The sequence below is a fragment of the Mailhella massiliensis genome (assembly GCF_900155525.1).
GTDB lineage: Bacteria > Desulfobacterota > Desulfovibrionia > Desulfovibrionales > Desulfovibrionaceae > Mailhella > Mailhella massiliensis.
Genome location: NZ_LT706943.1, coordinates 51154 through 63292 on the forward strand (window position 1 = coordinate 51154; position 12139 = coordinate 63292).

A 12139-nucleotide genomic window follows, 5' to 3' on the forward strand; every position below is an offset into this window, starting at 1 on the left:
CTTTATTCCGTTCCGCCGGTGTTCTTTTTTCCGGCGATGGTCTGCACAAACAGCAGAACGGCATAGAAAGTCATGAGAACGAAGCCCAGCGGAATAGGAATCCAGGTAATCCAGACTTCCATGTTGATGCTGGAGGCATACTGCTCCATGTCTTTGACTTCCAGCATCATGTCGTAGGAAAGATAGGCACATGCGGCGCAGTAGAAGATGGAGCAGGCGTGCGCGAGAATGTTGAAGAATTTTTTCATCCTGGGGCCGGAGAAGCTGAGTGCCACGTCTACGCGAAGATGACTGTCGCTTCTCATGGTGAGAGCGGCCCCTGCATAGGCGAGGGCTATAAACAGAAAGCGGCAGATTTCTTCCGGCCAGCTCAGGGCGTAGTTGAAGCAGTAGCGGCAGACGACCTGAAGAAAGGCGATGATGATGAGCATGGCGAGCAGGAAATTGCCCGCGTATCCCGTAACGGTGTCCAGAATGCGCAGAAGTTTGTTCATGCAGCCTCCTTGTCAATCGGCATCGGAGCCGGCAAGCCTGCGCCCCAGCTCCATCGCGCGCTGGCAGTCAAGGGGGAACACTTCTTCATGACGTCGTTTTTTCTCGGCGCCGTCATAGAGTTCCATGTAAAATTTGCTGTAGTCGCGTACCTGCATGGTGTCGGTGCAGAGGAGCGTTTCGCAGTTTCCGAATACTCTCTGCATGAAATAGGCGGACTGATCGACGACATACAGGGAAAAGTCTTCAGGAAATGGAGGATTGCGTTTTTTCAGCTCTGTGTCCGAAATGTTCATGGTGTAGAGCAGAGCTGTTTTTATGTTTCTGTCGAAGAGAGAGCGCTTTTTTTCATAGCATGTGAGCGGAAAGAGCATACGCTCCATGAAGGCGCGCATTGATGAGGATTCCGTATAGAAATAAATGGGGCTGCCGAGCAGGATCACGTCGGCGCTGAGGGCCTCTTCGATGTACGGGGTGATGGCGTCGTTCAGTACACAGCGGCCGGTACGCGGGAGATTCCGGCTTTTGCACATCAGGCAGCTTTTGCATCCGCTGAAGGCAATGTCGTAAAGATGGACCAGGGAAGTTTCGGCCCCCGCTTCTTCCGCGCCTTTCAGGGCGTGCGTCAGCAGTGTTGCCGTATTGAAGTTTTTACGGGGGCTTCCGTTGAATGCGATAACCTTCATGTTCTACCTCTGATCAGTCCGGGCATGCCGGGTATCTAGGGGGGAGAGCCCCCTCTGGGGCTCCTCCCCGGAGTCGTCAGGCTGACGGCAGGTCAAGTCCCAGGAGCTTGGCCGCGTTCTTCCAGAGGAACTTTTCCTTGGGAATGGGCAGCCACGGACGATCCAGAGATTCACGCAGAGCCTGACCCACGCCTCTGATGGGGTAGGAGCTGGCGAAGAGCACCTGATCCTGAAGCATATGGTTGTACATGAGGATCTGATCGTCCACGGTGTTGATGAAGGGGAAGTAGAAATAGCTGTCGGGCAGAGAGTAGATGTTGGGGTAGCGCACCATGATGGCCATGAATTCCACCAGCTTGGGATAGCAGGAGTGCGGTACCACGATGTTCAGTCTGGGACAGGCTATGGCGATGTCCTCGATGTCCTTCGGTTCGTTCCAGCTTGTGTCGTTGCCGCAGAGCCAGTTCAGGGTGATGACCAGCGTCATTTTCTCCTCTTCCACCGCACGGTAAAAGTCCATAAGGCAGGGATCGTTGACGCGGTAGCACTTGTCGAGCCAGAAAGGCTCCACGCAGATGCCCTTCATGCCGAGGCTCTTCATGCGGCGTACCTGGGCGAGGGCGTCGGGCGCGGTGGGATCAAGGGCGGGCATCCCCATGAATCGACCGGGGTACAGGTTCATGAAGTCGAGGATTTCTTCAGGAGTGACATTGCCGGATCCTACGGAGTCGGTTTTGGTGAAGCGCCCGACGATGACGCCGAGGTCGATGCCCGCCTCGTCAAGTTCCGCCATGAACTGACCGTAATCGCCGGTCTTGGCGGAAATGACGGGTTCCCGGCCCTCAGCCATGAGGGCGAAGGCTCCGGAGCTGGGCGGATTGTTCCAGGCTTTGAACAGGCCGGTTTCCCGGAAGCTCTTGAAGGGGGGACGGATGCGGAAGTCGATGATCATAAGGCGCTCCTTGATGATGGTAACTGGAATGATCTGACAAGTGGCGGCCGAACGCGGAAAAGAGGAGCCTTGTCCGCAAGGCACGGCCGGTCGTCATGGAGACGGAAGGGGCGTGCTTCAGGATATTTGAAGATGCAGCAGTTTGGCCCCGTTTTTCCAGAAGAATTTTTCTTTCGGGCCGGGGAGCCATTGTCCCTGTTCCAAGGAAAGCTCCACGGCTTGTCCGAAGCCGCGGATGGGGTAGGAACTGCCGAACAGAACCTGATCCTGGAGCATGTGATTGTACATGATACGCTGCTCCTTAGCCGTGTTGATGAACGGAAAGTAAAAATAGCAGTCGGGGATGAGGTAGATGTTGGGGTAGCGTACGGCGATGGCCATGAGTTCCGTGAGCAGCGGCCAGCATGCGTGGGTGATGAGTATGGGCATGGCGGGGCAGGCCATGGCTATCTGTTCCACATGATAGGGCGAGTTCCACTTCGTGCTTTCGCCGCAGTTGAAGTTCAGCGTGGTGGTGAAGAGCAGCCCCAGGGATTCGATTTTCTTGTAGAGGGGGAACAGACGGCTGTCGTTGAGAAAGAGGGGTTCGGAACTCCAGAAGGGTTCTATACATATCCCCACCATGCCCATGGCGGCGGCACGTTCGATCTGTTCCATGGCATCGGAAGCCAGAGGATCGACGGCGGGCATTCCCGCGAATCTTCCCGGATACTTTTTCATGATGCTCAGGAGATCATCTGCCGTAACATTGCCTCTCCCCTTGTCATGAACCTTAGTCATGCGTCCGATGATGACGCTTATATCAATACCGGCATCCGTCATTTCCTTGACGAATAAATCCATATCACCGTCCATGGAAGGAGTTTTTATTCTTCCTTCCCACTGGTTACGGTAAGGCGAATTCGGATTTTCCCAAACTTCAAATGCGCCGGACCTGAGATAGCTTTCAATCGGTGGTCTTACCCTGAAATCAATAATCATGGCTTCATCCTGATATGTGCATGTTGAAGGCAAAAATTCCATGAATATGGAATAGACGGTATCTGTTATGTTTTTATTCTTTGCAAGAAACATGCCATATTGAAAAGCCGATGAAGTCCGAAAGGATTCGCGTGAAAAGAACCTGAGACAGGCCAGAAAAGTTTTTTTTCTTTTCATGAGGGGAAAAAAGAGCAGAGATGATGTTGTCAGGAGAAAAAGAGTGAGGTAATATTGCATCACTTTAAAAAGATGAAAACAAATATAACTATTTGGTAATAAAGAATAAAAAAAATAAATTTTTTATTTGTGCCCTTTTTCATAAGCTGAAAAGCATCAGGGCATCTGTTTGCATTTATATTAAAAAATATAATATTTCAATAGATTATTTAATAATCTAAAATGTTCAACTTTCGTATTATGATGCATAAAAGCCTCAAATGAAGGAACGGCTTTGAATCTGGAGGACCGCCATGGATATGATCGAGGATTTTTTTGCCCGGAATCTGGAAATGCTGAAAACTCTGGCCGACGATCAGAGCGTGGGGGTATGGATCAACTCCGCCGACGGAGAGATTCTGTATGCGAGCCGGGGGGTCCGGGATCAGTACGGCGTCGATCCCGAGCAGCTTCTCGGGCATAATGCCACCTATCTTGTGGAAAGAGGTCTTGCCAGCAGTCAGGGCCTGCTTGAGACGCTCCGTACCCGGGAGATAGGCAGGGCGGTATGCACCACGCAGATCGGGCGCAAGGTGTCCATCACCTGCTATCCGTTTTTTCGGGAGAACGGAAAGCTGTGGCGGATCATAGGCATCAGCAGAAGCCTGGAGGATACGGCAGAAGCGCGAAAGGAAGAGGAGCTTGAGGAAGAGAGTTCTTCCCGCATACGAATAGAGGAGAAGCTGAAGGAACCCTTCATTGCCGTGAGCAGTCAGATGCGGACCATCATGGACTCTCTGGAAAGGCTGGGACAGAGCGACGCCACCGTCATGATCCGAGGAGAGTCGGGCGTCGGCAAGGACGGCATAGCCTACAGGCTGCACAAGTTCAGCCGTCGGGCCGAACAGCCCTATGTGGTGATAAACTGCGCGACCATTCCTGAAAATCTTATAGAATCCGAGCTGTTCGGTTATGAGAAGGGCGCGTTTACCAATGCCACATCATCCAAGATGGGGCTTTTTGAAATGGCTAATCACGGTACCATCTTTCTGGACGAGGTGGGGGATATGCCGCTTGCCGTTCAGGTCAAGCTGCTGCGCTGCATTCAGAACAGGCAGATTCTGCGGGTGGGCGGCAAAAAGATGATAAACCTCGACGTGCGCTTCATTACGGCCACCAATCAGCCTGTGGAGGAAATGGTTGCCGCCGGGAAGTTCAGAGAGGATCTTTATTATCGCCTCAACGTCATAAAGCTGATGATTCCCCCGCTGCGGGAACGATATCAGGATATTATGCCGCTTGCGAGGCATTTCCTGCGGAATTTCAACAAGAAATACAGCACAGACAAGCAGTTTTCCAAGGCGGTACAGCGTATTTTTCATGCCTATTCATGGCCGGGCAATGTCAGAGAGCTGGAAAACACCGTGGAACACGCGGTGGCGCTCTGTCCGTTTGCCATCATAGGGCCGCAGTTTGTGCCCCAGTACATTACTGATGCACTGAAAAGAGAGGGAGAAGGGGGAGAAGTCATGACCCTGAAGGAGGCGACGGAGGCGTGCGAGAAGAAGCTTCTTGCGGAGGTGATGCTGCGATATCCTTCCAGCAGAAAGGCTGCACAGGTTCTGGGGTGCGATCAGACCACGGTGCTTCGCAAGCTGAAGAAGTACGGTCTGACCTATGAAAGCCCTGACCCCGGTGAGAACAGGAAGTTTTTCCAGATGGGGCTGTAGGGGGGCGATCCGAAGGCCGCCCCGTACCTCAGAGCGTGTTGTCGTCGTTGAAAAGCACGGGAGGGTGCTCTCGCGGGGGCAGACGCTTGTAGCGGATGGCCGGATAGCCGGCCATGAGGGCGCCAGAGGCGGCGTATCCCTCGGGAAGGCGGAGTTCTTTCAGATAATGGTCTCGGGCGATCTGAATGACGCTTCCGGCCCAGCATGAGCCGATGCCCCGAGTGAGCAGGGTGAGCTCCAGCTGAGTGATGGCGATGGCGCAGTCAGTGGGACCCCAGGGAGCTCCGACGGGAGTCATGGCTACAATAAGACACGGCGCGCCCCGCAGGAGACTGTCGCGACCTTCCACGGCGTTGTCGTAATGACTGCGCAGTCGTTTCGTACCGCCCTGTTCGTAGTAGGGGAGAAGTTCCTTCCGCAGGCGTTCCAGCCTTTCCGGATCGTCGATGATCTTCCAGCACAGCGTTCTCATGTTGGAGGCGGAAGGTGCACTGGCCGTATCGGCCAGAGCTTCCAGAAGCAGCTTCCGTTCCGGTTTCCGGCGGGAAAAGCAGCCTGTGGACCGTCTGCCTCTGAGCAGGTCGGCAAGCTGGCTGGAGGACGGACAGGGCGCGGCTTCGGGGAGGTGTTCGCCGGTCAGGCCGTCCAGGCTTACGGCAAAGGAAGGGCATACGGACAGGCAATGCCCGCAGTGCATGCACAGTTCGATCTTGTCTTTTCGTATGTTCATGCTGCCTGTTACGGGATCTTTTTCAAAAATGAAGCGACGGCAGGCTTTTTCGCACAGGCCGCATCCGATGCATCGTTCCGGGTTGATGCTGAGAAAGAAAGAGTTTTTTTTCATGCGGTCTCCTGAGAGGCGGAAGCGGGCGGTATTCATGCCGCCCGCTTTTCGCGGGAAAGAGGTGGCGGATTTCCGGGCGTCCGTGCCGGGCAGAGGTCGCTGCGGGGAGGCGACCTCTGCCGTGTTTTCCGTGCGTGTCAGGCCGGAGTGAGCCGGTCTGCATCCGTGAGGCCGGGGGACGCTTCCGGCAGCATGAGCTGAACGAGGTCGGCGGAGTCCTGGAGATGCTCCAGGCGGTGAACCGTTTCCGAAAGTTTCTGCAGGCGTTTTTTTGAGATCGGATACAGGGAGGCGGCAGCACACATGGCCAGCTTCCGTTCCACTTCCATGAGGCTGAGCGGAGCTTCCCATGAGCCTTTCAGTCTGCGGCACACCCCGCTGTATTCCCTGCCGTTGTTCATGACGGCCGTCATGGTGACGGGCACCATGGAGGCTGCGGGAACGGAGGCATCCACCGAGAGCTGCACTTTGCGGGCAAGCTCCCGGATCTCGGGGTTGCGCACGCCTTCGGGGGAGAAGTCTTCCAGACCGGCAGTACCTTTTGCCAGCCCCAGAGCTCCGCACCATGCGGCGCTGAGTATGCTCTCGACCACGGGGTTGCCCGTGATGTCATCGTAGCTCTTGCCGGAAACGCGCCAGGCGACTTCCGGCATGGCGATGTGCACGGAGCGTATCTGATGGTGATCGATTCCTTTCTCGTGGAGCATGATGCCCGCCTCCAGCGCGCCGACCGCATCCCTGGCGCAGGGAAAAGGCTTGAGGCCGATGTGCAGCATGTCCCATTCCGTGCCGAGATCCCGGACGATGGCCTCCCGATCATAGTCGTTGTTTTCATAGAGCGGCATATAGCCGTAGGGACCTTCCAGCACATGAACCGGCCCGGTGATTCCTTTGAGGGCCAGCTGACAGGCCGTGATGCCGCAACGCACGGCAAAGCCCGGGTGCATACGCTTGACGAGAGCGCCGTCGACATTGGACTGCAGGGTGGATGCCGTCTGGGCGTAGGCTATGCCGTATGCGGCCGAAAGCTGCTCCACGTTCAGTCCCATGAGCTTGCCCGCAACGGTTGCGGCGCCGAAAGAAGCGAGCGTTCCCGTGCGGTTGAAACGAAGCGGAGCATGGATGCTCCGGCCGATGCGTCCCATGACCTCGGCGCCGAGCGTGAGAGCGGTGATGAGCCTTTCGCCGCAGACGTTTCCCAGCTGTTCCGCCACGGCAAGACCGGCGGCCAGACAGGTGCAGTGCGTATGGGCGATGGCCTTGTCGTGGGTGTCGTCGAAGTCCAGCGCCTGAAAGAGGGTGGCATTGACCATGCCGGCATGGATGGCGGGAATTTTTCCCCCGAAGACCAGCACCGTGGCCTGCTCCGCACCACCCGTTTCCAGCGCCCATTGAGCCAGTTCGCGGCAGCCGGGTGCGGCGGCTCCGGCCAGACCGCATGCCAGCGTGTCGAGGATCAGATACTTGTCATGTTTCACGACCTCTGCAGGCAGGTCGCAGAAATTCCTGTTGACGACGAAGTTGGCAATTTCCTTGATGGCGTCCATGGCAGCTTCCGTCAGAGATTGAGAAGGCGGGCCGCGTTGTCATACATGGTGAGCTGCAGGGCTTCCGTCGTGAAGGGCAGGGCTTTCCACAGTTCTATGCTCTGGGCGATGCCCCGCACGGGGTAGGAACTGGCGAAGAGTACGCGGTGACGCAGGAAGGTGTTGACGGTATGCACGAAGTTTTCCGCTCCGAACATGCCGGGCAGGTAGACATAGCAGTCCGGGATGAGCCAGATGTTGGTGTGCATCATGGCGACGCCGGTCATGAGTTCGAGATAGGGCCAGCAGGCGTGGGGCACAACGATTTTCAGCCGGGGAAAGGTCTGAGCCACATGCTGGACATGGATGGGGTGTGTATAGGTGAGATCCTTGACGTAAAGCCCGCTCTGCATGATGGACACGATCATTCCGTGATCCTGGCAGTACTGGTAGACCCTGTCGATGACGGGATCATCGGCGTAGAGGGGCGGCGTGCTGAAGCTGGGGTCGATGCAGACACCGGTAAATCCCTGGGAACGGCGCAGTTCCAGTTCTTCCATCACATGGGGATCACGGGGTTCCACAGCGGCGAAGGGGAAGAACGCCCCCGGGTGTTCCCGTGACAGCATCAGGGCGTCGTCGTTGGTGGTGGAGGTGTGTGAGGTACCTATCTCACTGACTCTGCCCATGAGAACGGCCGCTTTCACGTCGGCTTCCCTGAGTTCCTCAAGAAGGAGCGGAACGGAGCGTTGCTCGGCCGAGGGAATGGGCCTGCGGCCTGCGGTGGTGAACATTTCTTCCGTCGGATCCTCCGGAGCGTTCCAGCAGCTTCCAAAGATTCCCAGGGAAAGATTGCCTGCATAGGGCGGACGGACACGGAAATCGATAATCATAAGGGCCTCCCTGTGGTTGCATGAAAGGGGGCGGCGGAGGCTTTCGCGTCCGCCGCAGGGGTTCTTCACATCAGAGGGCGCAGGCGCACAGGAATCCTTCGCGCGTGGCATCCTGTATCCTGCGGGGAGCCTGAGCGTCGCCTATGACATGGACATGACCGAAGGTTTTCTGAAGGGGTTCAAGCAGAGACTGGTCGGAGCGATATCCCGCCGCGATGATCACCGTATCGGCAGGGTATGTTTCGCCGTGGCTGATGACGCCGCAGGATTCGATGGCGGAGATGGCGGCGCCCGTGCAGACCTGCACATGACAGCGTTCGAGCTCTTCCCTGATATGGCCGATGAAGGTGGCTCCGCAGTCGCGGGCGATGGCCCCGGCCATTTCGAGAATGGAGACCTGACGGCCTTTTTCCGCAAGAAAGAGCGCCGTTTCCACACCGACGAGTCCGCCGCCGATGATGACGACTTTTTCTCCGGTACGGACGCTGCCTGCCAACACGTCTTCCGCCATCACCACCAGGGGCAGATTCACGCCCGGAATGGGGGGCAGGCTCTGCCGCGCGCCGGTGGCAAGCACGACGTGGTCGGGGCTGTACTTCTGAACGTCCCCGGGCGTGAGTATGCGTTCGGACACGATCTGCACGCCCAGCTTTTTCATCTGGCCATGCAGGTATTCACGATACAGAAGAAAGGAAGCCTTTTCCGGCGGGGCCGCAACAATGCCGAGCTTTCCGCCGGAGGCGGGATCGGGATCGCACAAGGTGACGGCATGGCCGCGCAGAGCTGCGACCCGGGCGCATTCCATGCCGGCGGGACCGCCGCCGATGATCACGACGCGTCCCGGACGGGGGCTTTTTTCCACGTTGCGTTCCGCTTCAAAGGAACATCGGGCGTTGACCAGGCATTCCGCCGCCCTGCCGGACATGATGCCGTCCGCGCAGCCCTGATTGCAGGCGACGCAGTAGCGGATTTCTTCATCACGGCCGTCCTTCATTTTCAGGATGAAATCCTCATCGGCCAGAAGCCCTCTGCCGATGGCCACCATATCGGCCTTGCCCGAGGTGACGATGTCTCTGACGAGGGCGGCGCTGTTCAGCCTTCCGGCGACGATGACGGGCACATGCAGGTTCTGTTTCAGCTCCTGCGCGTAGGGAAGGAGAAAGCCCCTTTTGACGAACATGGGCTGTATGCTCCATTGCAGGGCGTCGTAGCTGCCGGCGGAAAGGCTGACGGCGCTTATGCCCGCTTCTTCCGCCATTCGGCAGATGGTCCGGACTTCCTCGAAATGCAGGCCGTCTTCCAGAAATTCCTCGGCCGAGATGCGTATGGTGACGGGCACGCGGTCCGAAGCTTCCCTAAGAAGGGAACGAAGCACGCGCATGGGAAAACGGCAGCGGTTTTCCAGTGATCCGCCGAAGGCGTCGGTTCTTTTGTTGCTGTGGGGGGAAAGAAAGCTGTGCAGCAGGTAGCCGTGGGCGAAATGAACTTCGATGAGGTCAAACCCCGCCGCCATGGCCCGCCGCGCGCCGAGAATGAATTTCTGCTCCAGTTCATCCATGTCCTTTTCCGAGACTTCCCTCGGGTGGCTGTTCACCACGGCGCAGGGCAGGGCGGAAGGCGCGAGAGGAGTAAGCCCGGTTACGGCCTCGGAAGCCTGTCTGCCCGCATGGTAAAGCTGTGCTCCCATGCGGCCGCCCGCGTCATGAACGGCGCTGCAGAGCTTTTCCAGACCGGGGAGAAAGCTATTGTCCCAGATGCCTATCTGGGAGGGGAGTCCCGATCCTTCGGGTGAGATGGAGATGGAACCGGTCATGATGATGGCGGCCTCCTTTTCCGCCCGTTCCCGGAAAAAGCGGATGAGGCGTTCGCTGACGCAGCCGCCTTTGTGGGCCATTCCGTTTTCCATGGGAGCCATCATGAAGCGGTTTTTCAGAGTAAGGGGTCCGATGCTTAGGGGGGAGAAAAGGTCAGTCATGGAATTTCCTTGGTAACTGGTGGAAGGGAATACACTTTTTTCAGATGCATTTTTCATGCCAAAACAGGAGAAAATTCCTTCTGAAAATAAGGCCGGAAGAAAAGACTTCCGGGAAAAGGGCGAGAGGCTTGCCTTGCGCGTCCTTTCCGGCCGTGCTACTCTGCGCTCGTTCGTCTTTTTTTCGACCCCCTCAACCTCGGCCTTTGCGCCCTGCATGTTTCTATGTCCGAATATTCAAGCAAGAAAGGCGGTTCCATGATCCGCGAGTATGGCGAAGCGCTGCTCACCGCGGTGATTCTGGCGGTCATCATCCGTACTTTCGTTCTTCAGGCCTATACCATTCCCTCCGGTTCCATGCTTCAGACCGTACAGATCGGCGACTATGTGCTGGTCAACAAGTTCGTGTACGGGGTGAAGATTCCCTTCACCGACAAGTATCTTTTCCGCGGGAGCGATCCTCAGATCGGGGACATCATCGTGTTCAAGTATCCCAAGGACCCGGATACCGACTTCATCAAGCGCGTGGTGGGCCTTCCCGGCGACGTGGTGGAAATGCGCAACAAGCAGTTCTACAGAAACGGCGAGCCGGTAAAGGAAGACTACATCCAGCAGCTTTATCCCAACGTCATCGGCAGACTCGACAACGTGGGGCCCTTCACCGTGCCGGAGGACAGCTACTTCGTCATGGGCGACAACCGCGATAATTCCGACGACTCCCGCGACTGGGGCCCCGTGCCGCGTTCCTACATTCACGGCAAGGCCTGGCGCATCTACTGGTCGTGGGATGCCAACACCCATACGCCGCGCCTCGGCCGTCTGGGCAAACTCGTTCAGTAGCGCCTTTTCGCCCGAGTGTTTTCCCGTCACGGCGTTTTTTCGCCGTGACGGGTGCTTTTTCCCTTCGGGGACGTTTCGTTTTTAACAGAAGGAAATATCCGTGCAGCGTATTCCCGAACCTTTGAAGAATCTTGTGGACCAGCTCGCCCGTCTCCCCGGATTCGGGCCGAAGTCCGCCATGCGCGCAGCCATGACGCTGCTCAAGTGGCCCGAGACGGAAGTGCGCAGACTGGGCAAGGGCGTGTACGAGCTGCGCGACACGCTGCATCTGTGCAGCCGTTGCGGCGGCCTTTCGGATTCCGATCCCTGCCCCATCTGCGCGGACAAGGAGCGTGACGAAAGCGAACTCTGCCTTGTGGCGGAGTGGGACAGTATGCTCACCATGGAAGAGGGCAACTTCTACCGGGGCTATTACATGATTCTGGGCGGCCTTTTGGCGCCGCTGGATCACAGCCCCGCGGAAATGCTGGAAATGGAGCGCCTGCGCTCCCGGCTTGCCGAAGGCAGGGTGAAGGAGCTCATTCTTGCCCTGGGGGCCACGGCGGAAGCCGAGGCCACGGCCACCTACGTCAAGGATCAGGTGAACGCCCGCTTTCCCGACGTGCGCGTCACCCGTCTCGCCCAGGGCATCCCGCTGGGGGCGGAAGTAAAATACATGGACAGGGAAACCCTGCGCCAGTCCCTGCGCTACCGTCAGGCCCTGTAGGGCGGAGCGTTTTTGCGCTTTCCGCCCCGGGCGGAAAGAACGGACACGGCCGGAGAGCGGAGCAGTATGGGACGGCTTCGTACCGGCCCCCTGAGACCACAACATCACGGAGGCATCATGGCCTTTTATTTTGCGCCGCGTGAGGCGAGAACCACCCTTTTGTGCCCGGAATGCGGAGCGCCGCTGGATATACGCCGTACCTGCCATGAGGCGTACATGCAGTGTTCCTCCTGCCGCCGCACCTTCAAGATCAATCAGTTCATCAGCCAGATGGACGAGGTGATGGAAGAATTCCTCGAACGGCTGTACGCGGATCGCGTGTAGCATTCCCGCCGGAGACCGCCCCTCCGGGGCGGATTTC

General features: G+C 57.4%; 12 protein-coding genes. 4 read left to right on the forward strand and 8 right to left on the reverse strand.

What is annotated here, in order from left to right; genetic code table 11:
• Positions 1-2 precede the first annotated feature (2 nt).
• The 4 genes from CZ345_RS03845 to CZ345_RS03860 form a co-directional block, all read right to left on the reverse strand.
• Positions 3-494 (reverse strand): TRAP transporter small permease, encoded by a 492-nt coding sequence (locus tag CZ345_RS03845; RefSeq protein ID WP_077071885.1) that lies wholly within the window; start codon positions 492-494, stop codon positions 3-5.
• Positions 495-506: 12 nt separating this feature from the next.
• Entirely contained in the window at positions 507-1178 is a 672-nt protein-coding gene (locus tag CZ345_RS03850) for a flavodoxin family protein (protein WP_077071886.1), read from the reverse strand.
• A gap of 76 nt (positions 1179-1254) precedes the next feature.
• A complete protein-coding gene (locus CZ345_RS03855; protein ID WP_077071887.1) occupies positions 1255-2130 on the reverse strand; it encodes an amidohydrolase family protein in 876 nt (291 codons plus the stop codon).
• Positions 2131-2247: 117 nt separating this feature from the next.
• Entirely contained in the window at positions 2248-2973 is a 726-nt protein-coding gene (locus tag CZ345_RS03860) for an amidohydrolase family protein (protein ID WP_162274924.1), read from the reverse strand.
• 608 nt (positions 2974-3581) lie between these two features.
• Here CZ345_RS03860 and CZ345_RS03865 point away from each other — a divergent pair.
• On the forward strand, positions 3582-4997 hold the full coding sequence (locus CZ345_RS03865) for a sigma-54 interaction domain-containing protein (protein ID WP_077071889.1): 1416 nt from the start codon (positions 3582-3584) through the stop codon (positions 4995-4997).
• A 28-nt stretch (positions 4998-5025) separates the two neighbouring features.
• Here the strand turns inward: CZ345_RS03865 and CZ345_RS03870 are convergent, their stop codons facing one another.
• From CZ345_RS03870 to CZ345_RS03885, 4 genes are all read right to left on the reverse strand, one after another.
• Positions 5026-5841 (reverse strand): nitroreductase family protein, encoded by an 816-nt coding sequence (locus CZ345_RS03870; RefSeq protein ID WP_077071890.1) that lies wholly within the window; start codon positions 5839-5841, stop codon positions 5026-5028.
• A gap of 137 nt (positions 5842-5978) precedes the next feature.
• A complete protein-coding gene (locus CZ345_RS03875) occupies positions 5979-7388 on the reverse strand; it encodes an MmgE/PrpD family protein (RefSeq protein ID WP_077071891.1) in 1410 nt (469 codons plus the stop codon).
• An 11-nt stretch (positions 7389-7399) separates the two neighbouring features.
• Positions 7400-8260, reverse strand: a complete 861-nt coding sequence (locus CZ345_RS03880; RefSeq protein WP_077072003.1) for an amidohydrolase family protein — start codon at positions 8258-8260, stop codon at positions 7400-7402.
• Between the two features lie 70 nt (positions 8261-8330).
• Complete coding sequence (locus tag CZ345_RS03885; protein ID WP_077071892.1) at positions 8331-10235, reverse strand: NAD(P)/FAD-dependent oxidoreductase; 1905 nt, start codon at positions 10233-10235, stop codon at positions 8331-8333.
• Between the two features lie 255 nt (positions 10236-10490).
• On the opposite strand from CZ345_RS03885, the gene lepB reads away from it, so the two are divergent.
• From lepB to CZ345_RS03900, 3 genes are all read left to right on the forward strand, one after another.
• A complete protein-coding gene (lepB, locus tag CZ345_RS03890; RefSeq protein ID WP_239446606.1) occupies positions 10491-11072 on the forward strand; it encodes a signal peptidase I in 582 nt (193 codons plus the stop codon).
• A 100-nt stretch (positions 11073-11172) separates the two neighbouring features.
• The gene (gene recR / locus CZ345_RS03895) at positions 11173-11778 is read left to right on the forward strand and encodes a recombination mediator RecR (RefSeq protein WP_077071894.1); all 606 of its coding nucleotides are present in this window, start codon (positions 11173-11175) and stop codon (positions 11776-11778) included.
• Positions 11779-11895: 117 nt separating this feature from the next.
• Positions 11896-12102 (forward strand): dual CXXC motif small (seleno)protein, encoded by a 207-nt coding sequence (locus tag CZ345_RS03900; protein WP_077071895.1) that lies wholly within the window; start codon positions 11896-11898, stop codon positions 12100-12102.
• The last annotated feature ends 37 nt before the right edge of the window (positions 12103-12139 follow it).

Coding starts and splice junctions, on each gene's coding strand:
- CZ345_RS03875 (WP_077071891.1), bottom strand. CDS start 7,388: ATGGACGCCATCAAGGAAATTGCCAACTTCGTCGTCAACAGGAATTTC.
- CZ345_RS03880 (WP_077072003.1), bottom strand. CDS start 8,260: ATGATTATCGATTTCCGTGTCCGTCCGCCCTATGCAGGCAATCTTTCC.
- CZ345_RS03900 (WP_077071895.1), top strand. CDS start 11,896: ATGGCCTTTTATTTTGCGCCGCGTGAGGCGAGAACCACCCTTTTGTGC.
- CZ345_RS03865 (WP_077071889.1), top strand. CDS start 3,582: ATGGATATGATCGAGGATTTTTTTGCCCGGAATCTGGAAATGCTGAAA.
- CZ345_RS03885 (WP_077071892.1), bottom strand. CDS start 10,235: ATGACTGACCTTTTCTCCCCCCTAAGCATCGGACCCCTTACTCTGAAA.
- CZ345_RS03870 (WP_077071890.1), bottom strand. CDS start 5,841: ATGAAAAAAAACTCTTTCTTTCTCAGCATCAACCCGGAACGATGCATC.
- CZ345_RS03845 (WP_077071885.1), bottom strand. CDS start 494: ATGAACAAACTTCTGCGCATTCTGGACACCGTTACGGGATACGCGGGC.
- lepB (WP_239446606.1), top strand. CDS start 10,491: ATGATCCGCGAGTATGGCGAAGCGCTGCTCACCGCGGTGATTCTGGCG.
- CZ345_RS03855 (WP_077071887.1), bottom strand. CDS start 2,130: ATGATCATCGACTTCCGCATCCGTCCCCCCTTCAAGAGCTTCCGGGAA.
- CZ345_RS03850 (WP_077071886.1), bottom strand. CDS start 1,178: ATGAAGGTTATCGCATTCAACGGAAGCCCCCGTAAAAACTTCAATACG.
- CZ345_RS03860 (WP_162274924.1), bottom strand. CDS start 2,973: ATGGATTTATTCGTCAAGGAAATGACGGATGCCGGTATTGATATAAGC.